General features: G+C 42.1%; 25 protein-coding genes, 1 tRNA gene and 1 riboswitch. Of the genes, 16 read left to right on the top strand and 10 right to left on the bottom strand.

What is annotated here, in order from left to right:
* On the top strand, nucleotides 1–846 hold the full coding sequence (locus tag NDN13_RS06500; protein WP_251117636.1) for an ABC transporter permease: 846 nt from the start codon (nucleotides 1–3) through the stop codon (nucleotides 844–846).
* On the opposite strand, the gene prmC is transcribed toward NDN13_RS06500, so the two are convergent.
* Nucleotides 843–1,658, bottom strand: a complete 816-nt coding sequence (gene prmC, locus NDN13_RS06505; RefSeq protein ID WP_251117637.1) for a peptide chain release factor N(5)-glutamine methyltransferase — start codon at nucleotides 1,656–1,658, stop codon at nucleotides 843–845. The genes NDN13_RS06500 and prmC overlap by 4 nt on opposite strands.
* Nucleotides 1,658–2,746 carry a peptide chain release factor 1 gene (gene prfA / locus NDN13_RS06510; protein WP_005212840.1) on the bottom strand — a complete coding sequence of 363 codons (1,089 nt, stop codon included), beginning with the start codon at nucleotides 2,744–2,746 and terminating at the stop codon, nucleotides 1,658–1,660. The genes prmC and prfA overlap by 1 nt, the downstream gene beginning before the upstream one ends.
* A 247-nt stretch (nucleotides 2,747–2,993) precedes the next feature.
* On the opposite strand from prfA, the gene yiaA reads away from it, so the two are divergent.
* The 8 genes from yiaA to NDN13_RS06550 all read left to right on the top strand — a co-directional run bounded on the left by yiaA (nucleotide 2,994) and on the right by NDN13_RS06550 (nucleotide 9,828).
* Complete coding sequence (gene yiaA, locus NDN13_RS06515) at nucleotides 2,994–3,461, top strand: inner membrane protein YiaA (protein ID WP_251117638.1); 468 nt, start codon at nucleotides 2,994–2,996, stop codon at nucleotides 3,459–3,461.
* Nucleotides 3,462–3,698: 237 nt separating this feature from the next.
* On the top strand, nucleotides 3,699–4,127 hold the full coding sequence (locus tag NDN13_RS06520; RefSeq protein WP_251117639.1) for a glycine zipper domain-containing protein: 429 nt from the start codon (nucleotides 3,699–3,701) through the stop codon (nucleotides 4,125–4,127).
* A 145-nt stretch (nucleotides 4,128–4,272) separates the two neighbouring features.
* Nucleotides 4,273–5,643 carry a prephenate-dependent tRNA uridine(34) hydroxylase TrhP gene (gene trhP, locus NDN13_RS06525; protein WP_251117640.1) on the top strand — a complete coding sequence of 457 codons (1,371 nt, stop codon included), beginning with the start codon at nucleotides 4,273–4,275 and terminating at the stop codon, nucleotides 5,641–5,643.
* Nucleotide 5,644: 1 nt separating this feature from the next.
* Nucleotides 5,645–5,899, top strand: a complete 255-nt coding sequence (locus NDN13_RS06530) for a YfhL family 4Fe-4S dicluster ferredoxin (RefSeq protein ID WP_032858912.1) — start codon at nucleotides 5,645–5,647, stop codon at nucleotides 5,897–5,899.
* 170 nt (nucleotides 5,900–6,069) lie between these two features.
* On the top strand, nucleotides 6,070–7,005 hold the full coding sequence (locus NDN13_RS06535; protein ID WP_251117641.1) for an ABC transporter permease: 936 nt from the start codon (nucleotides 6,070–6,072) through the stop codon (nucleotides 7,003–7,005).
* Between the two features lie 2 nt (nucleotides 7,006–7,007).
* Nucleotides 7,008–7,886: an ABC transporter ATP-binding protein gene (locus NDN13_RS06540; protein WP_251117642.1), complete on the top strand. Its 879-nt coding sequence runs from the start codon at nucleotides 7,008–7,010 to the stop codon at nucleotides 7,884–7,886.
* Between the two features lie 53 nt (nucleotides 7,887–7,939).
* Nucleotides 7,940–8,956 carry an isopenicillin N synthase family dioxygenase gene (locus NDN13_RS06545; protein ID WP_251117643.1) on the top strand — a complete coding sequence of 339 codons (1,017 nt, stop codon included), beginning with the start codon at nucleotides 7,940–7,942 and terminating at the stop codon, nucleotides 8,954–8,956.
* Nucleotides 8,953–9,828: a hypothetical protein gene (locus NDN13_RS06550; RefSeq protein WP_251117644.1), complete on the top strand. Its 876-nt coding sequence runs from the start codon at nucleotides 8,953–8,955 to the stop codon at nucleotides 9,826–9,828. The genes NDN13_RS06545 and NDN13_RS06550 overlap by 4 nt, the downstream gene beginning before the upstream one ends.
* A 131-nt stretch (nucleotides 9,829–9,959) precedes the next feature.
* Here NDN13_RS06550 and NDN13_RS06555 read toward each other — a convergent pair whose 3' ends face one another.
* The 8 genes from NDN13_RS06555 to NDN13_RS06590 form a co-directional block, all read right to left on the bottom strand.
* Complete coding sequence (locus tag NDN13_RS06555) at nucleotides 9,960–10,991, bottom strand: ABC transporter substrate-binding protein (protein ID WP_502799556.1); 1,032 nt, start codon at nucleotides 10,989–10,991, stop codon at nucleotides 9,960–9,962.
* A 72-nt stretch (nucleotides 10,992–11,063) separates the two neighbouring features.
* Nucleotides 11,064–11,501 carry a CopG family ribbon-helix-helix protein gene (locus NDN13_RS06560; RefSeq protein WP_251117645.1) on the bottom strand — a complete coding sequence of 146 codons (438 nt, stop codon included), beginning with the start codon at nucleotides 11,499–11,501 and terminating at the stop codon, nucleotides 11,064–11,066.
* Between the two features lie 301 nt (nucleotides 11,502–11,802).
* Nucleotides 11,803–15,408 carry an urea carboxylase gene (uca, locus tag NDN13_RS06565; RefSeq protein WP_251117646.1) on the bottom strand — a complete coding sequence of 1,202 codons (3,606 nt, stop codon included), beginning with the start codon at nucleotides 15,406–15,408 and terminating at the stop codon, nucleotides 11,803–11,805.
* 9 nt (nucleotides 15,409–15,417) lie between these two features.
* A complete protein-coding gene (locus tag NDN13_RS06570) occupies nucleotides 15,418–16,062 on the bottom strand; it encodes an urea amidolyase associated protein UAAP2 (RefSeq protein ID WP_251117647.1) in 645 nt (214 codons plus the stop codon).
* A 16-nt stretch (nucleotides 16,063–16,078) separates the two neighbouring features.
* Nucleotides 16,079–16,816, bottom strand: a complete 738-nt coding sequence (locus NDN13_RS06575; RefSeq protein WP_251117648.1) for an urea amidolyase associated protein UAAP1 — start codon at nucleotides 16,814–16,816, stop codon at nucleotides 16,079–16,081.
* A 46-nt stretch (nucleotides 16,817–16,862) separates the two neighbouring features.
* Nucleotides 16,863–16,964: riboswitch (guanidine-I (ykkC/yxkD leader) on the bottom strand.
* The gene (locus NDN13_RS06580; RefSeq protein WP_251117649.1) at nucleotides 16,950–17,132 is read right to left on the bottom strand and encodes a hypothetical protein; all 183 of its coding nucleotides are present in this window, start codon (nucleotides 17,130–17,132) and stop codon (nucleotides 16,950–16,952) included. Its footprint overlaps the riboswitch before it by 15 nt.
* A 41-nt stretch (nucleotides 17,133–17,173) precedes the next feature.
* Complete coding sequence (gene glyA / locus NDN13_RS06585) at nucleotides 17,174–18,427, bottom strand: serine hydroxymethyltransferase (protein ID WP_251117650.1); 1,254 nt, start codon at nucleotides 18,425–18,427, stop codon at nucleotides 17,174–17,176.
* Nucleotides 18,428–18,671: 244 nt separating this feature from the next.
* Entirely contained in the window at nucleotides 18,672–19,910 is a 1,239-nt protein-coding gene (locus NDN13_RS06590) for an alpha/beta hydrolase (RefSeq protein WP_251117651.1), read from the bottom strand.
* A gap of 254 nt (nucleotides 19,911–20,164) precedes the next feature.
* Here NDN13_RS06590 and NDN13_RS06595 point away from each other — a divergent pair, with 254 nt between their 5' ends.
* From NDN13_RS06595 to NDN13_RS06625, 7 genes are all read left to right on the top strand, one after another.
* Entirely contained in the window at nucleotides 20,165–20,848 is a 684-nt protein-coding gene (locus NDN13_RS06595; RefSeq protein WP_251117652.1) for a putative quorum-sensing-regulated virulence factor, read from the top strand.
* 149 nt (nucleotides 20,849–20,997) lie between these two features.
* Nucleotides 20,998–21,579 (top strand): hypothetical protein, encoded by a 582-nt coding sequence (locus NDN13_RS06600; RefSeq protein ID WP_251117653.1) that lies wholly within the window; start codon nucleotides 20,998–21,000, stop codon nucleotides 21,577–21,579.
* A 125-nt stretch (nucleotides 21,580–21,704) separates the two neighbouring features.
* A tRNA-Arg gene (locus tag NDN13_RS06605) sits at nucleotides 21,705–21,780 on the top strand.
* A 139-nt stretch (nucleotides 21,781–21,919) separates the two neighbouring features.
* On the top strand, nucleotides 21,920–22,855 hold the full coding sequence (locus NDN13_RS06610; RefSeq protein WP_251117654.1) for an ABC transporter ATP-binding protein: 936 nt from the start codon (nucleotides 21,920–21,922) through the stop codon (nucleotides 22,853–22,855).
* On the top strand, nucleotides 22,852–23,625 hold the full coding sequence (locus tag NDN13_RS06615) for an ABC transporter permease (protein WP_004654025.1): 774 nt from the start codon (nucleotides 22,852–22,854) through the stop codon (nucleotides 23,623–23,625). Before NDN13_RS06610 ends, NDN13_RS06615 begins: the two co-directional genes overlap by 4 nt.
* Nucleotides 23,622–24,437: an NADPH-dependent 7-cyano-7-deazaguanine reductase QueF gene (gene queF, locus NDN13_RS06620; protein ID WP_251117655.1), complete on the top strand. Its 816-nt coding sequence runs from the start codon at nucleotides 23,622–23,624 to the stop codon at nucleotides 24,435–24,437. The genes NDN13_RS06615 and queF overlap by 4 nt, the downstream gene beginning before the upstream one ends.
* A 33-nt stretch (nucleotides 24,438–24,470) precedes the next feature.
* A complete protein-coding gene (locus tag NDN13_RS06625; protein WP_251117656.1) occupies nucleotides 24,471–25,130 on the top strand; it encodes a hypothetical protein in 660 nt (219 codons plus the stop codon).
* The last annotated feature ends 151 nt before the right edge of the window (nucleotides 25,131–25,281 follow it).

Raw genomic sequence — 25,281 nt, forward strand, 5'->3', positions numbered from 1 at the left:
ATGCGCAATTCAAGTCACAAGGCTGGGCTAACGGATTTTCTTGCTCAGCAAAGCGCACAAATAAATAAAAAGCGTTTTAGCCCAAACCTCATTCGTTGGCTAAAAGCATTGCTACTTCCTACTCTGCTGTTAATACTCTGTGAACTTTTAGTCAGAAATGGCAATATCGAAGCGTATTTACTCCCTGCACCCAGTAGCTTGTGGCAATCTTTTTGGGATTTGGCTCAAACTGATTTACTACAGCACATTTACATCAGTACTTGGCGGGTACTCATCGGTTTTGCAATCGGTAGTGGTTTAGCTTTAATTTTTGCGATTTGGGTCGGCTTAAGCAAAGAAGTAGAAGCCTATTTAGAACCCTCTTTTTCCGCACTCAAATCCATTCCAAGCCTTGCATGGATTCCATTATTATTACTTTGGTTAGGGATTGATGAATCTTCTAAAATCACGCTGATTGCGATAGGTGCATTTTTTCCGACCTATACCAATACGGTCGCTGCCATCCATAATGTAGACCGAAAACTGATTGAAGTTGGAAAGGTCTATCGCCTCAATGCATTGCAACGGGTTATCTCAATTGTGTTACCCGCCGCTGCTTCAGGAATCCTGACCGGTTTACGCAATAGCTTGAGCTTATCGTGGATGTTTATGATCGCAGCGGAACTGATTGCCGCAACCCAAGGAATTGGTTATCTACTCAGTGATGGACGAGAAACTTCACGCCCAGATATTGTGATCATTGCGATTATTTTATTGGCTTTGCTTGGAAAAATATCTGACAGCTTAATGAAATTATTAGAAAATTACCTCTTACGTTGGCGCGATACTATTCACAAACAGGCTTAAGCCCAACATGCCAAGGTCACTCGGTCATTTTGTCCATAGTCCTGAATTGTTTTAATCTGACTAAAATGATGCTGCTCAAAAATATCACGTACTGCTTGACCTTGGTCATAACCATGTTCAAGCACAATCCAGCCATTCAGTTTAAGCCAGTCTTTACCTTGGGTGATGATAATTTCAATATCCGCCATACCCTGCTTATCAGCAATCAATGCACGCTCAGGTTCAGACTTGAGCTTTTGCATATGCACATCGTCTGGATCAATATAAGGCGGATTCGATACAATCAGATCAAACTGTTGCTGTTCTAGAGCCTCAAACCAAGCCCCACAAGCAAACTTCACCTGCATGAGACCATGTCGCACGGCATTGTCCTGCGCCACTTCTAAAGTTGGTGCATAGATATCAGTTGCAGTCACTTGCCATTGTGGACGCTCACACGCGAGCGACAAAGCAATCGCACCTGTTCCTGTACCTAGGTCAACAATATTCGCTTGTGAACTTAATGGCAGTTTTAGCACAGTTTCCACAAGGATTTCTGTATCGGGACGCGGTACTAAAGTGTCATGGGTGACTTTTAAATCGAGCGTCCAAAACGGTTGTGAACCTGTGACATAGGCCAACGGTTCACCCTGTTCGATACGAGCCAGCCCATCTAAATAAGCTTGCTCTTGCAGTTCCGTCAACTCTTGCTCAAGTCTTAATTTAAGTTCTAAGGCATTGATCCCCAAAAGATGTTCCAGTAGCCACGCCGCCTCTTGACGTTCATAGCTATCAATTTCACCTTTGATTTCTAAGGCTTGAGCAATATTCATTAGCCGCCATTTTCCTGTGCAAGCATCGCCAACTGATCCGCTTGATATTCACGATGTAAGCTATCCAGCAATTCAGTTAAATCACCTTCCATAATCGCATCCAACTTATATAAAGTCAGGTTAATACGATGGTCAGTCATACGACCTTGCGGGTAGTTATAAGTACGAATACGCTCTGAACGGTCACCTGAACCGACCAAGTCGCGGCGCATTTCTGAGGTTGCTGCATCAGCCGCCGCACGTTTCGCATTTTCTAAACGTGAGACTAACAAAGCCATGGCTTTGGCTTTGTTCTTATGTTGTGAACGTTCTTCCTGACATTCCACCACCACACCCGATGGAATATGAGTAATACGCACCGCTGAATCGGTTTTGTTGATGTGCTGACCACCTGCACCTGATGCACGGTAAGTATCAATACGTAAATCTGCAGGGTTGATTTCGACTGTGGTGTCTACATCGACTTCTGGCAGAATCGCAACCGTACAAGCTGAAGTATGTACACGGCCTTGTGATTCAGTGGCAGGGACACGTTGTACACGGTGTGCACCACTCTCAAATTTCAAACGACCATAGACGCCTTCACCATCAATACGGCAAATGATTTCTTTGTAGCCACCGTGCTCGCCTTCATTTTCAGAAAGTACTTCAATACGCCAGCCTTGTGTTTCTGCGTATTTGCTATACATACGGAATAAATCACCCGAGAAGATCGCAGCTTCATCACCGCCCGTTCCAGCACGCACCTCAAGATAGGCAGCGTTGGCGTCATTTGGATCTTTCGGAATCATCAACACGTTTAACTGCTCTTCAAGCGCAACCAAAAGTGCTTTATTTTCTTTGATTTCTTCCTCGGCCATGTCTTTGAAATCAGGATCTGATTTCATCGTTTCAGCCGTTTCGATATCTTCTTCCGCTTGACGATATTTGCTCCAAACCTCAGTGATTTCAGTTAAATCATTGTGTTCACGGGACAGTTTACGAAAACGTTTATTGTCCGAAATTACTTCTACATCAGCGAGTAATGCAGTCAGCTCTTCGTGACGATCACAGAGTTGATCGAGTCTTAAACGGAGTGATGCTTTCATGGGCGGAATATCTCAAAATCTAAAGACTCAGTGCGATCAAACATAATCAAGCACGAGCAAAATCAAAAAATTGCGCATAGTTTACAGACTCTACCGCTTAAAAGACATAGAGAATCAGGGGAACTTACTATTCCTCACCCATTTCATCACAAATTGTTCAGTTTTAGTTTTCATTGCTTGTTCTCTGATCAAGGCTTAGATATAAATAATGCAAGACAAATAGAAAGATAAAACAACAGGATACTCTATGAATAATTTTATAAACCGTCCCACTTCAGCCTTTATCGCTGCAAGCTGGGTGGCCTTACTCGCTGGTGGTGTTGGCTTTATGATTGGTCTATGGAATGCCAACATGCCCTTGCATGAAAAAGGTTATTATCTGGTGATCTTGCTTTATGGACTTTTCTCTGCCGCATCTCTACAGAAAACTGTCCGTGACCAACTCGAAGAAATTCCCGTTACGGCGATTTACTATGGGCTATGCTGGGCTTCGATGGCGCTTTGTATTGGTCTATTATTGGTGAGCTTATGGAATGCAGATCTGAGCATGAGTGAAAAAGGCTTTTACATCATGTCCTTTTTATTGAGTCTGTTTGGCGTGGTCGCAACCCAAAAGAATATCCGTGACTTAAACTATCTACGCTTGCAAACTGAACTGAATCCTCGCCAACCCAAACTTGAACAACAAAGCAGCAAAGACGATCAATTAGATTAATTAAAAAATGAATGGAACCTTAAAATAAGGTTTCATTGTTTTTGTGCACCGATTAACTATCTTATTGTTTAATCAAACTTCACTCGCACTCTTCTCTTTTTTTAGAAACAAAACACTACAATCTAGACACTAAAGAGTAATAATTCAGAAAAGCTTCTCCACACTTTCATACTCAAACTTTGTTACATTTGCTGCCATTAGAAAGAGGTCCGCTATATTTCGGACACGGAGTCAAAAATGAAATTAAATGCTTGGTTGTGTGCTGCTGTTTTTGCAAGCTCATCACTAGTTACTGCTGCTCATGCGGATAATGCAACCCGTGTTGCTGCAACATCTGCGCTTGGTAGTGTCGTAGGTACTGCAATTGGTAAAGAAATTGGCGGAAACAGTGGCGCAATGATTGGTTCTGCTGTCGGTGGTGCTGGTGGTGCAGCGGCTGCAAGTAGCAAACGCACCCGTACCGAAGCTGCCATTGGTGGTGGTCTAGGTGGTGTGGGTGGTTATACGGTCGGCAAAAACCTCGGTGGCACCACAGGTGGTTATATTGGTGCTGCTGCTGGTGCAGCGGGTGGTGCTGCTCTAGGTCGTAAAGTTGGTCAAGACCGTGACTATGACAATTACCAATCGAAAAAATACAAGAAAAAAAGAAAGCACCGTCATCACTAATTCTAAAAAGCACCTTCGGGTGCTTTTTTATTATCTAGATTTCCCTTAAGCATGGATAAAATCCTGAGCAAAATGCTAGGTTGAATCCTTGTGCTGAACTTTCTAGAATAATTCCTTATTTTTTATATGCCTTTTATGCTGCATCATGAATACTGAATTACTCTCTCCTGCTGGTTCACTTAAAAATATGCGTTATGCCTTTGCTTATGGTGCCGATGCGGTCTATGCAGGCCAGCCTCGTTATAGCTTACGCGTGCGCAACAATGAATTTGACCATGACAATTTAAAAATCGGGATTGATGAGGCGCATGCGCTAGGCAAAAAATTTTATGTGGTGGTCAATATCCAGCCGCATAACAGCAAACTCAAAAACTTTATTCGAGATATCGAACCGATTATTGCCATGCAGCCAGACGCGCTGATTATGTCAGACCCCGGTTTGATTATGCTGGTACGTGAACATTTCCCCGAGATGCAGATTCATCTGTCGGTACAAGCCAATGCCATTAACTGGGCTACGGTAAAATTCTGGAAAGACTATGGTCTAAGTCGCGTGATCTTGTCACGAGAACTTTCGCTCGAAGAAATAGAACAAATCCAGAAACATGTGCCAGACATTGAACTGGAAGTGTTCGTGCATGGTGCACTGTGTATGGCCTATTCAGGTCGTTGCTTGTTATCGGGCTATATGAATAAACGTGATGCCAATCAAGGTGCCTGTACCAATGCCTGTCGTTGGGACTATAAAATCCACAAGGCACAGGAAGATGCCAATGGTGATGTGATTCCTGTTCAGCAGGTCGATACCCAACAGCAATGTTGCTCGCAGACATCAAACCGCACTGATACAGCAGCACAAACTGTTTTGGTACAGCGTAATGATGAAGACATGTTTGCCGCTGAAGAGGATGAACATGGTACTTATTTCATGAACTCCAAAGACCTACGCGCAGTGCAGCATGTGGATTGTCTGACTCAAATGGGTGTTGCTTCTTTAAAGATTGAAGGCCGTACCAAATCTTATTTTTATTGTGCCCGAACTGCACAGATTTACCGCAAAGCTATTGATGATGCACTGGCAGGCAAAGTCTTTGATCCTAGCTTGATGACACAACTGGAAGGCTTGGCCAATCGTGGTTATACCGAAGGCTTCTTGCGTCGCCATGTGCATAGCGATTATCAAAATTATGCAGACGGATCATCACATTTTGACTATCAACAATTTTGCGGTGAAGTGATTGGCCGTCATGGTGACTATATTCGCATTGAGGTTAAAAACCGCTTTGTGATTGGTGATTCACTTGAGTTAATGACCCCCAAAGGTAATATCCACTTCAAATTAGAACAGATGCGCGATCTTAAAGGCAATGCTATTGAAAATGCCAAAGGTTCAGGTCATATCGTCGAAATTCCACTCTCCGCTGAGATCGATATTGAATATGCACTCTTGATTCGTAATTTGCCCCACGCCACAACCGAGTTGCAATCTGCTGCACTTGCCTATTCGGCAGATTGATATGGCACTCATCATTACCAACGCATGTATCAATTGTGATATGTGCTTGCCTGAATGTCCCAATCAGGCGATTAATGAAGGTGCAAAAGTCTATGAAATCGACCCACAACGTTGCACTGAATGCATTGGTTTCTATACAGCACCTACCTGCCTCGCTGTCTGTCCCATCGATTGTATTCAGCCTGACCCAGCGTGGCAGGAATCTCCTGATCAACTGCTGATAAAATTCAATAACTTGAATCTATTCAAACATTAAGGACTCACTAAAAGATAGGCACAAGCATCGCTATCAAATTACAAAGTGCCTATCTCGCTTTTCATTGACTGCACTTCATCCTGATTTTGCTCTTCAGCATCCGCACTGGCATCAAAATTGCTAACTAGTATTACGTTTTATTCAATTAGTATTACTACGGGTGTGCACCTATGCATCATTCAGTATTGTCAAAAAGGAAAAAGCTTTACTTGAGTTTGGGATCTTTTCTGATTCCCATCTTAATCTGGAGCTGTGTCAGTTACTTACCTTTTATCTGGCATCCACAAGTTCAAATTACCGATGCAGGCTCAGCCACTTATCTACAGGCAGGCACCCGAATAGATAAGCAGGCTTATTATGCAGAGGCTCAAGATGCCGTCAATCAAGGCAAAACCCCGCCTATAGGTATTCTGGTCAATCCAATTTATTTGCCTGCACCGCATCAAGTGGCGAAAGCACTTTTCACTTCGTTTACCACGCCCCCGCAACAGGCCGATGCCCCTTGGTTACATCAAAGCCTGTGGCACAGTATCAAGATTGTCTTTACGGCGTTTTTTATCTCTTCATTAATCGGTGTGCCGCTTGGTATTCTGTGTGGCTTTTCCAATAGCATTTCCAAACTCACCGAACCCTTTGTCGAGTTCTTTCGCTACTTGCCTGCACCTGCCTTTGGGGCATTGGCGGTGGCGATTTTAGGCATTAATGATGCCCCGAAAATTGCCATTATCGTGATTGGTACCTTATTTCAGCAAATTTTGATCATTGCCAATACCACCCGAATGGTTGATCGCGGCTTGGTTGAAGCAGGTTATACCCTAGGTACCAATAAGCTTAAAAGCCTGTTCCATGTGGTAATTCCTGCGGCACTGCCTGATATTTATCGTGATCAACGTGTCCTATTGGGTTGGGCGTGGACCTATTTAATTGTGTCGGAACTGATTGGTGCAACCTCAGGAATTACCTGGTTCATTACGCAACAAGCGCGTTATCAAAATTTCGATAATGTTTATGCCGCCATCCTGATTATCGGGGTGATTGGACTGTTATGTGATTTGATTTTAATGAAACTCGGCAGTTCCCTGTTTAAATGGAAAAAAGGAGTATAAATATGACAGATCATTTTGATGCCAAAGCCTATTTTGAGCATATTTATACGCGTCCCCTAATGTTGGAAACCAAGCAACTGACACAAATTTTTCAGCATGGTGATTCAGAACGAACCGTACTGAACCAGATTGATTTACGTATTCATAAGCGTGAGTTTGTCTGTGTGATTGGTCCTTCGGGCTGTGGAAAATCAACTTTAAGCCGTGTGGTTGCAGGTCTAGATGACTACCACAGTGGTGAAGTTCTGGTTGAAGGACAAAAAATTAAAGGCCCAAGTTCAGAACGTGGCATGGTGTTTCAAGGCTATACCTTATTTCCATGGAAAACCGTCAAAGAAAATGTGATGTTTGGCCCTTTGATGAAAGGCATCAGTCAAACCCGTGCCGAAGAAATGGCGCGTGAATGGATCAATATTATTGGCTTAGAAAAATATGAGAACCAGTTCCCGCATGAGCTTTCTGGTGGGATGAAACAGCGTGTCGCCATTGCCCGTGCCTTGGTCAATGAACCTAAGATTTTACTGATGGATGAGCCTTTTGGCGCACTTGATCCCTACACCCGACAAAAAATGCAAAAGCATCTCATGGACTTATGGCAAAACATTGATATCACTATTTTATTTGTCACGCATGACATGGATGAAGCCATTTTACTGGCAGATCGTATTGTGGCTTTAAAAGCCAATCCGGGTGAGGTCAAAGAGATTATCGAAGTCAATTTACCACGCCCACGAAGCATGGAACTGATGCATTCACCTGAATTCAAACAGCTACGGGAGCATGTTGATCTGTTGGTACATCACCAAGAGGAAGCCCTAGATCCCGCGTTGCAGGATTTACCTAAAATTCCACGTATGGCCCAAATGAGTACACAGAAATAAAATAGCGTTTGGGACGACCCAATCTGCTTCATTTATTGCTGGACGACCAGCCAATGGTGAATCTCATGAACCATGATTATGTGTTGCCCTTAATTGATATTTCACTCCTCAACAGCGCGAGTTTAGAAGACCGCAAACAGGTGGTGAAGCAACTTGATCAAGCCTGTAAAGACGTCGGCTTCTTATACATTCAAGGGGAGCAATTTCAACCCGAACTGTTCGATCAGTTAAAACAAATCGCGCAGCAATATTTTAGCCAAGACCAAGCCACTAAAATGCAACATTATATTGGCCTTTCCGAAAATCATAGTGGTTATGTGCCGATTGGCGAAGAACAGTTTAAAGCCAATGTCTATGATCTAAAAGAGTCCTATGACATCAATTATGACTATCTCGGTGAGCAGCATCGTCGTCCTTTACTCGGCCCAACGCTATGGCCTGAAGATGCCCACTTTAAACACACCGTTTTAAATTATTATCAACATATCAAAGCCATCGGCAATCAGCTGTTTAAAGCCTTTGCTTTGGCACTTGATTTGAATGAGGACTTTTTTGAACCGCATTCAAAGCATGCACCAAGCCAATTGAGGCTGATTCACTACCCTTACAATCCCGAAGCACAAGATCAATCAGGTATTGGGGCACATACCGACTATGAATGTTTTACCCTTTTATTTCCAACGGCTGAAGGTTTACAGGTACTGAATAAACAAGGTGAATGGATCGATGTTCCCTTAATTGAAAACACCATGGTAATGAATATTGGTGACATGATGGAGATATTATCTAACGGTCGTTATCTGGCAACCAAGCATCGTGTAAGACGTGTACAACAAGAACGTTACTCTTTTCCGCTGTTCTTCTCCTGTGATTATGACTATCTGATTCAACCGTTGATTCCTAATGAAGCGCCGTTATATCCGCCAATGAAAGGTGGTGAACATCTGTTCAACCAAACAGCTCAAACCTTTATATACCTCAAGCAACGCATTCAGTCGGGTGAGTTGGTACTTGAAAATGCCCGTCCACTATACTCTTTTGGTTTAAATGAACAAGGAGCAAGTGAATGAACCTAATCAACTTATTAGCGCAACTTGAGCCAACAGTAATTGATGATCACTTGCCCTTACCACGCTATTTATTGGGATGTTTTAGACGTAAAAGTATCAGCTTCTTCAATGGCATGACCGATGAAAAAACGATTGTGTATTGGTTTCAGTCCAAATCTTTTAGCATTGATCTACGACTGATCGATGCCAATCAAACTGCAGTATATGAACGACAAGGATGGATTGGCGATACTTTATGGGATTCAGAGCGCGAATTACTCTCTTGGCAGGTTCATCAGAACTATCAGAATCATATTCAATGGCCTGAACCTGCTAAGCTTTACCCAATCGGCAATAGCATTTTAGAGTTCTCACCTTCCCATGCCTACGTAGAAGATTGGCGACAACAGGCTCAGCATGGCTTATTGCTTGGTTTACGTCTATTTCAAATGCAATATGTGGCAACACAAAAGATTGTACCTATGGATGGGGGCTTGATGATTTGCGATCAACACATGGCTTATGCACAATCACGTCATCCACAGCTGCAACATCAATTGAAAAATGGCCCAATTGATCATCCCGAAAACGATCTCAAAGCAATTGAAAGTTATGAAGTCTCAGTTGCCTTAAATGGTTCTTCTATTGGTTTTAGTACTATCACCAGTCGTTTGCAGCAATCGATTTCACTGGATGATTTTGAAATAGAAGATGCCAACACCCTGACTCAACTAAAACAGATTGAAGGTGAGCTGTATCGACTTTATTTTCACTTGGATATCTATCAACCTGATTTTGTATTTCATACCGCAACTGCAACCACCACGGATACACAACAATGGCTAATGGCTGAACAAAAGCATTTATTAAAAAATGCCACACGGACTTACTAATCCTATTTGTATGTGATTGATCTAGACAAGGACGATTGTGATAAAAGGTTCTATCACAATCGTCCTGTTGATTTAGAATCTGAGAACATAAAAATCGCTCATTAAGAACAATTTTTTATACCAGAAAATATCTATTTCAACTCATCCACCAAAGCCGGATAGATCAAACCATCCACATCCACTTCAGTTTTATAAATACCATTGCTGACATTGAATTGATTGACGTGATAGGTCGAACCATAAATCGAATCAAAGCCTGTTCCCTTCTGGAACACTTTCTTATTCGCTGCAATATCCAGTAAATGCGTCCCCTCAATAAATTGCTCATATTGTTGAGGATCAACACCAACACGATTGGCCATGATTTTTACCGCATCTGCATGGGTGGCAGGGTCTTGGATGTATTTCACCGTTTTATCCCACACTTGGATCAGCTTTTTCCAATCCTCTTTATGCACAGATAAATGAGTTGGATTTACCGCTAAGGTATCGTAAATCAAGCCAGGCTTATCCTTGGAACTGTAAATAATCTTGGAACCTGCAACGGCTTTTAAGGCCTGATTAGCCACGGGTTGCCAAACTGCAATTGCAGCAACATCCTGACTGCCAAACACTTGAGGAAGTTCATTGGTCACCGAATTGACCAATTTAATATCTGAAAAAGGAATCTTGGCATCGGTCAAAGCCGTCGATAATAGCAGGTGATCGACTAAGCCCTTTTCCGTTGCTATGGATTTTCCTTTTAAATCTTGAATACTGTTGATGCCAGTCTTGGCAATAATCACATCATTACCCGCAGAATAATCTGTGACCATAATAATCATACCCTTGCTTCCCCCAGAGGCATTCACCAAATTATCACCATTGGTAATAAACACAGCATCCAGTTGATTGGCGGCAAAAGCAGAAATTGAAGCTGAATAATCGAACCATTTAAATTCAACATTTAAGCCTGCATCTTTGAGCCAACCCTTTTCAATCGCCACTTGCCAAGCCACCCAACCCGGCCAATCACTATAACCAATCGTAATAGGCGTGGTTGTCGTTACATCTTTGGCCTCGGTCGCTTTTTCCGCCGTTGGCACTTTGGCGGAATTATCACACGCGCTAAGGCCCAGTCCCAACAGCACTGAAACGGATAAAGTTGCTATTGCTTGCTTCATAATCACCCCATATCTTTTTTGAAAATTTTGCCCACATCTCAATTACGTGTTTAGCGACAATGCCAACGCTTGCTAATTGTTTTGCTGTAAGGGTGGCATCACCGCATCCATGAGTTCCAGATGCCCTTTAATGACTCCTTTTAAGGCGGTAAATTGTTGGCTAATCTGTTTAAGATCATTGCTGCCACCTTGTAACAGCATGACTTCCAATATTTTTTGTTGATCCAGTTGAATATGTAATGAACTAATCACCTGTTCTAAAAATTTCTGCTGTAAATCTAAGAGCTGCATCCGCAACGGCATACAACTGGCGTCATAGAGCAAAGTCAGTGTGCCGACCATGACTGCATTTTGCTGTGCCTGCTCAGCAATGAGATGCTTGTTGATCATATCGACAATTGCCTGAGAGCGACTCTCATAATGCTCTTCGACAATGGTTTGATCTAAGGCTTCAACCGTCTTTTCAGGCACGGTAATACTGATTCGAGTCAGTTTAGGACGAGCATTCATAATGATCAGACTATTGTTTAGGGAGTTGGGTTTGCTTTACATACAGACCTGCTCGGACGCTCAGTAAATTGGCAAAACAGCGCACTGCAACTTTGAAATACTGAATTAGGATTGATTGCGTTTTCATAACCACCTCAGCCTTAGTAATACCAAATTTATAATTCGTAATATTTAATGCAGTATCTATGCCAGTTTTTTAACCAAATAAAGGAGGAAAAACCGTGTGAATTGCTGAATAAATGCACATAAAAAAAGCCCGATGTTTCATCATAGGGCCTTTTCTGCATCATGAATTTAATCGCTATCCAGCAGGCGCAAGTGTAAATAATGCCTGTCCTGTTTTTACCGTTTGCGCTTTATCAATCAAGATACTGTCGACTTTCATTTTTGCAGGCGCAAGGATTGGAATTTCAATTTTCATTGCTTCAATCACCGCCAAAGTTTCACCTTCTTCGATAATATCGCCTACGGTACATTCAATTTTCCAGACTGAGCCTGGCATATGTGACTCCACAATCATGCCACCGCTCGGAACTGTGATCTCTGAATCGTCCAGTACAGCATCTAAACTTTCAGAAACATATTCAGCCAAGCCCGCTTCATGCCATCGACGGCGCTCGTCTTCAAAATTGCTTTGTTGAACCTGTTTAAAAGCCTGAATACTACTCTCATTGTCTTTCAGAAAAGCATTATAGTCTTTGAGATTCAGTACCCCTTCTTCGATGCGCAGTTGCAAACGGCCTGCTTTAAAGTCTTCCCGCATGTCCAACAGCTCAGATTCAGACACTTCATAGAAACGGATCTGGTCAAAGAATCTAAGCAACCATGGCTTATGCAGTTCAAAATTCGGATTTTGACGATAACGACTCCACACCTGTGTGGTACGGCCTACAAACTGATAGCCGCCCGGTCCTTCCATGCCATAAACACACATATAAGCCCCGCCAATTCCAACCGCATTTTCAGGCGTCCATGTTCGTGCAGGGTTATATTTGGTGGTGACTAAACGATGTCTCGGGTCTAGCGGTGTAGCAACAGGTGCGCCCAGATAGACATCGCCCAAGCCCATCACCAAATAAGCCGTGTCATAGACCACGTCTTTTACCGCTTGCTTCGATGCAAGACCATTAATACGGCGAATAAACTCGATATTATCGGGGCACCACGGCGCATCTGGACGAACCAATTGCGTATATTTTTCAGTTGCAAGCTGCGTTTGTGAATCTTCCCAAGCTAGAGGCAAATACACCGTTCTAGACGGTACCTGCATATTTTCAATATCGGGTAATTCACTTTCAGCCACTTGTAACAAGCGCAGTAAATCCAGTTGCTCTAGAACCATTGAATTATAATGAATCTGCAATGAACGAATGCCCGGGGTCAGATCAATAACGCCCTGAATATTTTGTTGCTGCACCCATTGCATTAAGGCATGAATACGAAAACGTAAATTGAGATCTAAGACCAGTTCACCATATTCTACCAACAGATATTGGTTACCTGCGGGACGATAGCTCACTTTGGGTTTAGCCGCACCCTGATCCAAAGTCGCCAATACCGCATTTTTTAAGGTGACAGGCTCTGCTTTAAACATCGGTTCAAAATTAATCTGTGATGCCGTTTCATTCTGTAAGGCCGATTGATAGCGTTGTTCTAACTGTTGCGCCTGCGCATAGCTGACAGGAATAAATCTGACTTTATCGCCTGCTTTCAGTTGCCCCAACTTCCACAACTCGGAGTTAATCACCACCGCAGGACAAACGAAGCCACCTAAACTCGGACCATCTGGCCCTAAAATAATCGGCATATCTCCCGTGAAATCAATTGCACCAATCGCATAGGCATTGTCATGGATATTCGACGGATGTAGACCTGCCTCACCGCCATCAATCCGCGCCCACTCAGGTTTAGGACCAATCAAACGAATGCCGGTACGACTCGAGTTAAAATGAATCTCCCAGTCTTGATCAAAAAGCATGGCAATATCATTTGGCGTAAAGAAATCAGGTGCACCATGTGGGCCATACATGACCGCGATTTCCCAGTCAGTTTTAAAACTTGGGATTTGTTCAGGTGTTAATGCAACTGTTTGCTCTGTTTTCGCCTCCGTGATTGGCAACATATCACCAATCAGTAAGTTACGCCCTGCATGACCACCAAATTGCCCTAAGGTAAACGTAGCTAAACTGCCTAAATAAGCAGGCAGATTAAATCCATGTTTAATCCCAATATAACTGCGACAACCTGTACTGATACGACCACATTTTAACACCTGCCCTTTACGCACATTGATCGTTGACCACATCGCGACAGGCTGCCCATCTAGACTAACCTCCATCTCACCGCCTGTAATGGCAATCTGACTATCACAATGAAACTTTAATGTTGGTCCAAGCAAGGTACATTCTAGTCCAGAACTGTTAAATACATTGCCCAACAATTGATTGGCTACATTCAAGCTCAATGCATCCATTGCGCCTGAAGGCGGAACACCAACATCCCAATAGCCCAAGCGACCTGTTACATCCTGCACTGCAGTTTGAATCCCTGCCTGCAACACCTCTATTTTTTGGGTTTTCCATTCAAAATGATTCAAGAAACGCGTGGTCTGTGTGCCTTTTTGAAACACCTCACCCGCGATAATTTCCTGTAAGTACTCGAGATTGGTTTCAATCCCTGCAATTTCTGTATTACTTAGGCTATTTTGCATGGCAGCAATGGCCTGCTCACGATCTGCTGCCGTGACAATAATCTTGGCAATCATCGGGTCGTAGAATGAAGAAACATTTGAGCCTGTTTCCACCCAGGTTTCCACCCGTGACTGAGCATCAAATTTGACACTGGTCAATAAGCCTGCGCTAGGTTGAAAGTTCTTAATTGGATCTTCGGCATATAAACGCACTTGAATCGAATGACCTTTAGATGGTGCAATCAGTTGCGATGCTTGCCAATCCCCACTGGCTAAGGTCACCATCCATTCGACTAGATCAACGCCATAAACCTGTTCCGTCACTCCATGTTCCACTTGCAAGCGTGTATTCACTTCTAAAAAGTAGAACTGTTGGGTATCGGTATCCATCACAAATTCAACCGTACCTGCAGAACGATATTGCACCGACTGCATCAATTGAATGGCGATCTGTTGAATATAGCTGCGCTGTTCATCATTCAAGTGTGGTGCCGGTGTTTCCTCAATCACCTTTTGGTTACGGCGTTGTACTGAACAATCACGCTCACCAAGTGCAATGACATGGCCCAGACCATCACCGAAAATCTGTACCTCAATATGGCGCGCATTTTCGACAAACTTTTCCAGATACAGTCCCGCATCTTTAAAATTGGCTTGCGCCAGATAGGAAACAGTTTGATAGGCTTCTTTTAATTCCTGTGCATTCCAGACCAAACGCATCCCGATACCGCCACCGCCTGCGGTGCTTTTCAGCATCACGGGATATCCAATCTGATCGGCCTGAAACACGGCATCATCCAAATCGATAAGCAACTGACTACCTGGGAGTAATGGCACATTGTTCTCGATCGCCAATGCTCGTGCGGTATGTTTTAGACCAAAATCACGCATTTGTTGTGAAGTTGGGCCAATGAAAGCTATACCGTGTTGCTCACAGAGATCACAAAATGTGGCATTTTCCGATAAAAAACCATAACCTGGATGAATCGCTTCGGCCCCAGTGTGCTGTGCTGCGGCCAGAATTTTTTCAATATTTAAATAACTTTGCTGTGCAGCTGAATCACCGATAAAAATCGCTTCATCCGCTAAACTAACATGCAAGGAATCTCGATCCGCTTCGGAATAGACTGCAACCGATTGAATCCCAAGTTTCTTTAAGCTACGAATGACACGACAGGCTATCGCTCCACGATTGGCAATCAGTACTTTTTTAAACATTATGCCACCTCATGCGTCACGTATAACAAGTTGGATTTTGGTCGGGTTATATGCATTGCAAGGATTATTCAATTGCGGACAATTTGAAATCAGAACGATCAAATCCATTTCGGCTTTGATCTCGACATATTTACCCGGCGCCGAGACCCCATCTTCAAACTTTAAATGACCGTCCGCAGTCACAGGCACATTCATAAAAAAGTTAATATTGGGTCCAATATGACGGACATTGAGCTGATGCTTTTTGGCAATTGGGTGCTGTGCCAAGGCATACATGAAATTATTGCGGCAACTGTGCATCGGATATTTATCGTGTGCATAACGTACCGTATTGCTTTCACATGAACATGCGCCGCCTAAGGTGTCATGTCTACCGCAATTATCATCAACAATACGGGCAATTGGACGGGCAAAATTACTAAATAAGGTCGTGCCTTTTTCCAGATAAAGCTGCTGATTTTGCGCCAAAGTATCTGTTGCGCTATAACGCTCTTCGGCATTGTTGGCACTGATAAATAAGGTATCAACGGCTTGGTTGCCTTCCAGATCAATAATACGGAAGTACTGACCTTGCTTCACCTCACCCATCCATGCTTCGCCTGCAAGGCAAATCTCATCTAAAACAATCTGTTCAACTTTTGCAGATGCTGTCATTTTCTCGCTCCCTACCTTAATTCGACAATGCGTAATAGCGTGTGTTATTGGCAAAACCACGCTGATTTTGAGCGCATGAATCCCGACAAACATCTTGTTCAGTTAAGGCATTGGCTTTGAATAGGCGAAGTTGGATATCGGCGGGTTGATAAGGTGTAGATGAATCGAGTGGATGTGGTGCCGCAGAAAGAAAGACGAGACAATCCATTTCAAAGCGCAGTTCAATCTTTTGATTTTGATTATCGTCTGTGATGTAGCTTAATCGTCCATGATCATCAGGCTGGACTTTTGAAAATAAATTTACCGTCGCGCTCAAATCGGCTTGGCTTAGACCAAACTTGGTCAATTCCACCAATAAACTATCTAGACCATTTTGATGCATGTCATTACGAGCATCCTGAAAGTTTTTTTTACCAAAATGTTGTGCAATATGCTGTGCGGTACTCGGACCACAAAACACATCATTCCAGCCATGTTCATCTTGAACAATGGAAGCCATTACACGACCCAAATCAGAATACAAAACATGCCCTGTCGAGAGAAAAGCGGTATGTTGGGCTTTCAGACTATCGGGCATATTAAAACGCTCGAGCTTGTCATCTGCATTGACACAGAACAAAGATACATTGGCCTGCTGCCCCAGTGCTTCAAGCTGCAAAACTGCACCACGTTGAATGCGACCAGACCAGTGATGCCCACCGGGTAGTGTTTCTTGCCACAGTATTTTATTGTCGTGATAGAACGATTGATTCATAACAAACCTCTTGCGGATGCTTAACCTCGTTATGGCAATATGCCTGTCCTCCCGGGCTTTTATCCCTCCGTGTAGTTCTATCGAACCGTTATCTCTCGGACCAGTCATGTCTCCCTACGGACACATCGGAACCCTAGACAACTTTATCTATGTTGTTATGAAGCAAAAGACATGCCAAATAAGTAATACGATTTTGCATATTCGTAATACCAAAAGAATCATTTTTAGCTTGTTCAGAGTGCAGTTTTAAAAACAAAGCACCAATTTGATGCTTTGGGATTAGAATGATTGATACTTTTAAGTTTTCTTTATCCATAAAAAAAGCGCCTTACGGCGCTTTTTTTATGGATATACAAATTAGTTTGCATATACAGGGAATTTTGCACAAACAGCTTCTACTTTAGCTTTTACGTCAGCGATAACTTTCTCGTCACCTTTGCTGTCGATCACATCCGCGATCCAACCTGCAAGTTCACGTACTTCAGCTTCACCAAAACCACGAGTCGTCACTGCTGGCGTACCAATACGGATACCAGAAGTTACGAATGGAGAACGTGGATCATTTGGAACCGCATTTTTGTTTACAGTGATATGCGCTGCGCCTAACCAAGCATCAACTTCTTTACCCGTTACGTCTTGTTTGATCAAAGACAATAAGAATAAATGGTTTTCTGTACCACCAGAAACAACATCATAACCACGTGCAATCAACACTTCAGCCATTGCTTGCGCGTTTTTCACAACTTGTTGTTGGTAAGTTTTAAACTCATCAGACATTGCTTCTTTGAAGCAGATTGCTTTAGCGGCAATCGCATGCATCAAAGGACCACCTTGGTTGCCTGGGAATACAGCTGATTGAAGTTTCTTCTCAATTTCTTCGTTTGCTTTAGCAAGGATTAAACCAGAACGTGGACCACGAAGCGTTTTATGCGTTGTTGTCGTTGTTACGTCTGCAATTTGTACTGGGTTCGGATAAACACCCGCAGCAACTAAACCAGCAACATGCGCCATATCAACAAAAAGGTATGCACCTACTTTGTCTGCGATGTCACGGAAACGCTGCCAATCAACGATTTGGCTATATGCAGAGAAACCAGCAACGATCATGCGTGGCTTATGTTCCAACGCTAAACGCTCTACTTCTTCATAATCAATTTCGCCAGTTTCAGTATTTAAACCATACTGAACAGCGTTATAGGTTTTACCAGAGAAGCTTACTTTAGCACCGTGAGTCAAGTGACCACCGTGAGCCAAGCTCATACCAAGAACAGTATCACCAGGGTTAAGAAGTGCTAGGTAAACCGCAGAGTTTGCTTGTGAACCCGCATGTGGCTGAACGTTTGCATAGTCTGCACCGAACAACTCTTTTGCACGATCAATTGCAAGTTGTTCAATCACATCCACATATTCACAACCGCCATAGTAGCGTTTGCCAGGATAGCCTTCTGCATATTTATTCGTAAGTTTTGACCCTTGTGCTTCCATTACAGCCGGTGAGCAATAGTTTTCAGATGCGATTAACTCAATATGTGCTTCTTGGCGTACGCCTTCAGAAGCAATCGCTTGAGCTAATTCTGGATCAAATTCAGCAATAGAGATATTGGCAAACATTAGCGGAGGGTCCTATGAATTAGGGCTTTTAAGCCGTGCTAAAGATTGGTGCATATTGTAGCACGAAGTTTATGGTTTCACAGATTGATATTTATTTAATTATTCGTGAATTTTATTCATTCTTAGCAGGGGTTTTAATAGGCCAAAATCAACAAGCTATTTTTTATACATTTTTACATATTAGAGACTAGCATTGAAAAATGCCCAATCTTCGCAAAATGGAAAATCGGGCTACTCTCTTCTCTTAATTATTGGCAGGCATCGCCGCTTTTACATCCTTGACAATCTCACCTATATTCAAGACATACGCCGAGCCATGATCCCATTCAGTATTGGTAATGTACTGGATTTTTGACCCTTTGTTTTGTGCATTTAATACCAACGCATCCGTTGCAGCTTTAGGAACCGTTGTATCTTTTGCACCCTGATAAATCACTACTGGTTGATCCAATTTCACCTGAGCTGGCTGCGAATCAGTATCCAAGAATGTTTTTACCAATGGAACCGTCATAAAATTGGCTTGTGTCCGAGGATAATTCGCTAAATTATTATTGTTTTTACTCGCATAATCTTTCATTTCGTCAGTAAATTTATTCTCAAGCGCATCATAACAATCTGATTCAGCTTGACTCGCTATGGTATCCGTTGGCGTTTTAAAAACATTAGAATAACTAAAGCTTGGGTTAAGATTTCTTAATCCTGCCGTAATCAATGCAGTAAAAGTATCTAGCTGTGCATACATCCCTATCTGTTGTTCAATTGGTGCATTTGCAACTGAGGCATTACCATTCACCAAAATTGCCCCTAGGTTAGAGGCAGGTGCAACAGCAACTGTCCCTTTATAGTCTAGCTTGGCACGACTTTGATATTGCGCTGCACCCAATGCGGCTTGCCCACCTTGAGAATGCCCAACTGTCATCCATTGTCGTGAAACCAATTTACCTTGCCCTGCTAAATAAGAACGCGCAGCAACCACTGCATCGGTAATCGAATAGGCTTCACTTTTTACATTAAGGAAAGGATGAAGTTCACGACCACTTGGTTCCCCTAACCCCTCATAATCAGGTGCAACCACCACATAGCCCGCTGCCAGAAATTGGGTAATCATACCTTGAATATACATATTGGTTGCATTTCGGCTTGGCGCACATTGATCAGCAACGCCAGTCGTGCCATGCGCCCATGCAACAATTTTCCAGCCGCCAGCAGGTGTTGGTCCGCCAGGGACAAACAATAAACTGGTTGCCATGGTCTCTTTACCATTTTGTCCTAACATTTTATACGTCATGACCGAACTCTCAGCAGCCACGGCGCTAAAATCTGTTTTGGTATAAGCGACAGGAATACCCACCACAGGATTTTTAATATTATTTTCTGGAATACCAGGCTTCGGTACAAATGAAATATCGTCATCATCGTCATTACACGCTGTGAGCAACAAGCTCGAACTGATGATTGCAACCGTTAATAATTTCATATTCATGTCATGATTCCCTGATTTTTATCGTTTTCATTTTAGTGCTTAGCATTTCTTTTACTAAGGCAAATACTTCCATAAGAATGCGCTAAATCCCAAATTGTTCAAGTATTTTTTTATTTTGCTGTTTATTTGCGCAGTTTTAGCCAAACTCTTTTCTAAATTTTAAAAAAACTAAACTGCATCTGCCTTATTCAGCACAGCTTATGAAGAATTTCTTGTAAGATATTGAAATTCTCAACTCAAGCTAGGCTAATGTTATGCAAGCAATCATCTTAGATACTGAAACACATACGTTGAATGGGTTGCCGATTGAGATTGCCTATGCCCCAATTGAAATTGAAAATGGAAAGCTCAGTCTCGATAAAAAACAAATTTTTGATCAGCTTTATCAAGTTGGCCAGCCCATTTCATTTGCTGCGATGGCGGTACACCATATTTTAGAATCAGATCTAATTGACCAACCTTTTTATAATGAGTTTCAACTTCCTGCTCAGACCACTTATATTATTGGCCACAATGTTGATTATGATATTGCAGCAATTGCACGGTGTGGCGTAGACACCTCAAAGTTAAAACCGATTTGTACCTTGGCTTTAGCCCGACGTGTTTGGGAAGACGCAGAGGCACATAATATTTCTGCCCTGATTTATTTGATCTCAAAAGGCAGTGATAAAGCACGGGAAATGTTGAAAGGCGCACATCGGGCTGATGCAGACATTATCTTAACCGCCAATATTCTAATGCACATCATTCATCAGCTTAACATTCAAAATATTGAACAGCTTTATCTTGCATCTGAAGACGCCCGTATTCCTAAAAGCATTACTTTTGGTAAGCATAAAGGTACTGCCATTCAGGACCTCCCTGCTGATTACATTCAATGGCTAATGCGTCAGGATGATCTTGACCCGTATTTACGCAAAGCCTTAGAAACTAAATGAGTGAAATAAAGGATAAAGTTCTCAATTTTTAGCTTATTTGCCACTTACTTTAAACAAGGCAATGATATTTAATAAATTGTTAACATTATTGTCATTTTTTAACCTTATCTTAATCTCCGTCTAGATCTTGATTTGGGGGAGATTAAGAGATGTCACATTTTTTTAAAACCGAGCTTGGGCAAACTGCCCTACAAGAACGTAGTATTGCATTGACTGCACGTCAACGTCGTCTACTACTTTTAATTGATCATGAAGATTTTAAAGAGCTGGATCAAGACTATAAGGAAAGGATTGCACCGACTGAACTGGTTCAACAACTGATTGATATGGGTCTACTGGCTGAACAAACAATACCTATTGTTCAAAAAGAAAATCGAGTGCCCGAACTAAAAGCTCATGATCTCAAAACAACATCAGAGCCCGTTACAACACAAGATACAATCGCACCAAAACCGATTGCGGCTGAACTAAAACCAGAAATCGAACCTGAAATACTTGAGTTAGAAAAATTACCCTTTGTTGAAATCCAGCAAGTCATGATTCAAACACTCACGACCTATTGCGGTCTGATGGCGCGTCCATTGATACAGAAAATTCAGTCGATTAGTTCTTTACAACAACTCAAAGCCTGTCAAATGCAATGGATTACGTCCTTGCAAGAATCACGGATTCCACCTGCTCAACTGAATCAAACGTTAAAGTTGATCAATTATTCAGTGCAGCATTTATAGTTGAATATGCAAAATCTCGATAAGTTGAGAATAAAATTGATGTTTTAATAAACAAGAAGTACCTTTATTGGAAGGTATATATTTACCTGCCTGTATTTTTTGCCTATGATGTGGCACGCATACATGCGCTCATAGCTCAACTGGATAGAGTACAGGTCTCCGAAGCCTGTGGCGTGGGTTCGAGTCCCGCTGAGCGCACCATTGCATCTTCTTCTCTTCGCTATATCCTCTTATTTTTATAATCGTTCTGTTTTTAACACGCCATAAACCTATTTTTCTACTTGGTTTATTTTTTCATATCGCTCAAAATACCCGTTCTATTTAACAACGTGAGACGTTTATGACTGATGCTTTGGTGTTGAGCGGTTTGTCCAAAACTTATCGTAATGGTTTTCAGGCGTTAAAAGGGATCGACCTTACCGTACCTGAAGGTGAATTCTATGCATTATTAGGACCTAATGGTGCAGGAAAATCGACAACGATTGGTATCATCAGCTCTTTAACCAAAAAAACATCTGGTTCTGTTGAGATTTTTGGGCATAACTTAGATACCCATCCCTCACATGCAAAACAATGTCTTGGTGTTGTTCCTCAAGAATTTAACTTTGGGCAATTCGAAAAAACTTTTGATATTTTAGTGACCCAAGCGGGTTATTACGGCATTCCGAAGAAATTGGCCGAACAACGTGCTGAACACTATTTAGAAAAGCTCGGTTTATGGGAAAAACGTAATATTCAATCGCGTATGCTCTCTGGTGGTATGAAACGCCGTTTGATGATTGCACGTGCAATGATGCATGAACCTAAACTGCTGATCCTTGATGAACCGACCGCTGGCGTTGATATTGAGTTACGTCGTTCGATGTGGGACTTCCTCACCGAAATGAATGAAAATGGCACTTCAATTATTCTTACCACACACTATTTAGAAGAAGCTGAAATGCTGTGTCGTCGTATTGCAATCATTGACCGCGGTGTGATTAAAGAAGATACCTCGATGAAAGGTTTCCTTAATCAACTGAATGAAGAATCGTTTATCTGTGATTTAGCCGAGCCAATCGAAATTTTTGACCTGAATATTATCGGTTTTAAATTTAATCTGATTGATCCAGTTACCCTAGAAGTGACAATGGATAAAGCGCATAGCATGAATGACCTGTTCTTGCTGTTACAGTCACAGAATATCCAAGTCAGCAGTATGCGTAATAAATCGAATCGCTTAGAAGAATTGTTCGTGAAAATGGTCGAGAAAAATCTTGCAGGAGCGGATCAATGAATTTCAGTCAATTACAAACCGCGCTCTGGACTTTAGTGGTTAAAGAAATTCGTCGCTTTATGCGTATTTGGCCACAAACCTTACTTCCACCAGCAATTACCATGAGTTTGTACTTCGTGATTTTTGGCAACTTGGTCGGCTCACGTATAGGTGAAATGGGCGGCTTTAGCTATATGCAGTTTATTGTGCCCGGTTTAATTATGATGGCCGTGATCACCAACAGCTATGCTAACGTTTCCTCAAGTTTCTTTAGTGCCAAATTCCAGAAAAGTATTGAAGAACTCATTATGAGCCCAGTACCCTTACACTTAATCTTATGGGGTTATGTGATTGGTGGTGTTAGCCGTGGGGTGTTGGTCGGTTTAATCGTCACGATAATGAGCCTATTCTTTACGCACTTAGAAATTTATAATGTATTTGTGACTATATATACCGTCATCATTACTTCATTATTATTTTCATTGGGCGGTTTCATCAATGCGGTCTATGCCAAGTCCTTCGATGATATTTCAATTATCCCGACTTTCGTATTGACACCACTCACCTATTTAGGTGGTGTGTTCTATGCTATTAGTGCACTCAGCCCATTTTGGCAAAACGTCTCTTTAGTTAATCCAATTGTATATATGGTCAATGCCTTCCGTTACGGTATCTTAGGCCATAGTGATGTCAATGTATCCTTCTCTTTAGGCATTGTGACGCTATGCTGTGTTGTCCTCTATGCAATTGCCTATCATTTATTAGCTCGTGGTTCAGGAATGCGTGAATGAGTGTTGAACATTCTTTATTGGGTAAAGACACCCAATACCCAACTCAATATCAACCCGATGTTTTATTTCCGATTGCTCGTGCCGAGTCACGTCAACAGTATTTACATGTTGACGGAATTACGCAGGGTAAAGACTGGTGGCATGTATTTGAAATTTCATGGCTGAACAGCTTCGGTTTACCGCAAGTGGCTATTGGTCGTTTGACCCTACCAGCTCACTCACCCAATTTAATTGAATCAAAGTCACTTAAACTTTATTTCAACAGCATGAACTTCACCCAATTTGAGTCTCAGCAAGCCTTTGTTGAAACCGTTGAACGTGATTTATCCAATGCTGCGGGTGCAAAAGTTGAATTACAACTGTTCCAAGTTGATGATTTAGAGATTTCTAAACCTCAAGGGATCTGTATTGACGATCTCATTCCTGAACGTTTATCAGAACATCCTGATTCAACATTGTTGCAGTTAGATACAAGCGCTGAAGATGAAGTTGAAATCGAGCTGTATTCACATTTATTGAGAAGCAACTGTCCAGTGACGGGTCAGCCCGACTGGGGCACGGTTTTTATTCGTTTGCAAGGTAAAAAACCTTGTTATCGCAGCGTTTTAGCTTATATTATCTCGTACCGTCAGCATAATGGTTTCCATGAACAATGTGTTGAGCAAATATTTGCGGATATTTGGCAACTGTTAAAGCCAGAAAAACTGATGGTCTATGCAACTTATACTCGCCGTGGGGGCTTGGATATTAACCCATGCCGAGTATCAGATTTGTCATGGATGCCCGAGCCAATTCGCTTGGCACGACAATAAAACGAATAAATTTGATATAGAGGACGTTCTTCAATGACCAGTTATTTCGGGATTCTTCCGTCAGCAAGTTTGAGTCAGGACATTCAACTTGCACAAGCCAACCGTGACAGTAAAGAGCCTCAATACCCTTTACGCGACAAAATTTCTCTACAGCTAACTGATGAGTTAATTGACACTATGTTGGTTCACTTGGTTCAACAATTTCCACCAAGTGACAAACGTGATACGACTGAAGGTCTTGCGATTAAAATTCGCGGCATTGTTGAAACCCTAATGAAACAGCTCCTAGGCAAAGCGTCTAATGAACAAGTGCTTGAATCACTAGCATTCATGGAAAAGAGCTTGTTTATTGATAATGAGGGTAAACAACGTATCGGTACGGTATTACCAGACAATCTTGTCAACGACATGAAAAAAAGCTTTGCAGAAGTGGCTGCTGGAAACGGTAAAGAACAACGTGATGCTTTAACGCAACAGTTTAAATCTTTTGCAGATGCATTGATTCACCACTTTATGACTGAATTTAACAAAACCCTTGGTCTAGGTATGGTGAAACGTGGCGTTGCCAGCGTTGCGACCAGCGGCGTAGAAACTGCTGTTCATATCGTGATTAAAAAACTGATTCCGAGCTTAAGCCAAGTAGAACTTGAAGTCTTTACCAAGCACTTCGACCAACTTTTGGTACAAAAATAAGTTTAGAATGATAAGAAAGCGACGATTACCAAATCGTCGCTTTTTTTATGCCAAATTAATCGCTTATAAATGTCACAATTTCTAAATTTGCATTGTCTAAATCAGCGTTTATGTTAGCATTCGCGAAGCGTTGATTTACCTGATTTAGAAT

Source organism: Acinetobacter sp. C32I, assembly GCF_023702715.1.
Classification (GTDB): domain Bacteria; phylum Pseudomonadota; class Gammaproteobacteria; order Pseudomonadales; family Moraxellaceae; genus Acinetobacter.

Coding starts and splice junctions, on each gene's coding strand:
- NDN13_RS06500 (WP_251117636.1), top strand. CDS start 1: ATGCGCAATTCAAGTCACAAGGCTGGGCTAACGGATTTTCTTGCTCAG.
- prmC (WP_251117637.1), bottom strand. CDS start 1,658: ATGAATATTGCTCAAGCCTTAGAAATCAAAGGTGAAATTGATAGCTAT.
- prfA (WP_005212840.1), bottom strand. CDS start 2,746: ATGAAAGCATCACTCCGTTTAAGACTCGATCAACTCTGTGATCGTCAC.
- yiaA (WP_251117638.1), top strand. CDS start 2,994: ATGAATAATTTTATAAACCGTCCCACTTCAGCCTTTATCGCTGCAAGC.
- NDN13_RS06520 (WP_251117639.1), top strand. CDS start 3,699: ATGAAATTAAATGCTTGGTTGTGTGCTGCTGTTTTTGCAAGCTCATCA.
- trhP (WP_251117640.1), top strand. CDS start 4,273: ATGAATACTGAATTACTCTCTCCTGCTGGTTCACTTAAAAATATGCGT.
- NDN13_RS06530 (WP_032858912.1), top strand. CDS start 5,645: ATGGCACTCATCATTACCAACGCATGTATCAATTGTGATATGTGCTTG.
- NDN13_RS06535 (WP_251117641.1), top strand. CDS start 6,070: ATGCATCATTCAGTATTGTCAAAAAGGAAAAAGCTTTACTTGAGTTTG.
- NDN13_RS06540 (WP_251117642.1), top strand. CDS start 7,008: ATGACAGATCATTTTGATGCCAAAGCCTATTTTGAGCATATTTATACG.
- NDN13_RS06545 (WP_251117643.1), top strand. CDS start 7,940: ATGGTGAATCTCATGAACCATGATTATGTGTTGCCCTTAATTGATATT.
- NDN13_RS06550 (WP_251117644.1), top strand. CDS start 8,953: ATGAACCTAATCAACTTATTAGCGCAACTTGAGCCAACAGTAATTGAT.
- NDN13_RS06555 (WP_502799556.1), bottom strand. CDS start 10,991: ATGAAGCAAGCAATAGCAACTTTATCCGTTTCAGTGCTGTTGGGACTG.
- NDN13_RS06560 (WP_251117645.1), bottom strand. CDS start 11,501: ATGAATGCTCGTCCTAAACTGACTCGAATCAGTATTACCGTGCCTGAA.
- uca (WP_251117646.1), bottom strand. CDS start 15,408: ATGTTTAAAAAAGTACTGATTGCCAATCGTGGAGCGATAGCCTGTCGT.
- NDN13_RS06570 (WP_251117647.1), bottom strand. CDS start 16,062: ATGACAGCATCTGCAAAAGTTGAACAGATTGTTTTAGATGAGATTTGC.
- NDN13_RS06575 (WP_251117648.1), bottom strand. CDS start 16,816: ATGAATCAATCGTTCTATCACGACAATAAAATACTGTGGCAAGAAACA.
- NDN13_RS06580 (WP_251117649.1), bottom strand. CDS start 17,132: ATGGATAAAGAAAACTTAAAAGTATCAATCATTCTAATCCCAAAGCAT.
- glyA (WP_251117650.1), bottom strand. CDS start 18,427: ATGTTTGCCAATATCTCTATTGCTGAATTTGATCCAGAATTAGCTCAA.
- NDN13_RS06590 (WP_251117651.1), bottom strand. CDS start 19,910: ATGAATATGAAATTATTAACGGTTGCAATCATCAGTTCGAGCTTGTTG.
- NDN13_RS06595 (WP_251117652.1), top strand. CDS start 20,165: ATGCAAGCAATCATCTTAGATACTGAAACACATACGTTGAATGGGTTG.
- NDN13_RS06600 (WP_251117653.1), top strand. CDS start 20,998: ATGTCACATTTTTTTAAAACCGAGCTTGGGCAAACTGCCCTACAAGAA.
- NDN13_RS06610 (WP_251117654.1), top strand. CDS start 21,920: ATGACTGATGCTTTGGTGTTGAGCGGTTTGTCCAAAACTTATCGTAAT.
- NDN13_RS06615 (WP_004654025.1), top strand. CDS start 22,852: ATGAATTTCAGTCAATTACAAACCGCGCTCTGGACTTTAGTGGTTAAA.
- queF (WP_251117655.1), top strand. CDS start 23,622: ATGAGTGTTGAACATTCTTTATTGGGTAAAGACACCCAATACCCAACT.
- NDN13_RS06625 (WP_251117656.1), top strand. CDS start 24,471: ATGACCAGTTATTTCGGGATTCTTCCGTCAGCAAGTTTGAGTCAGGAC.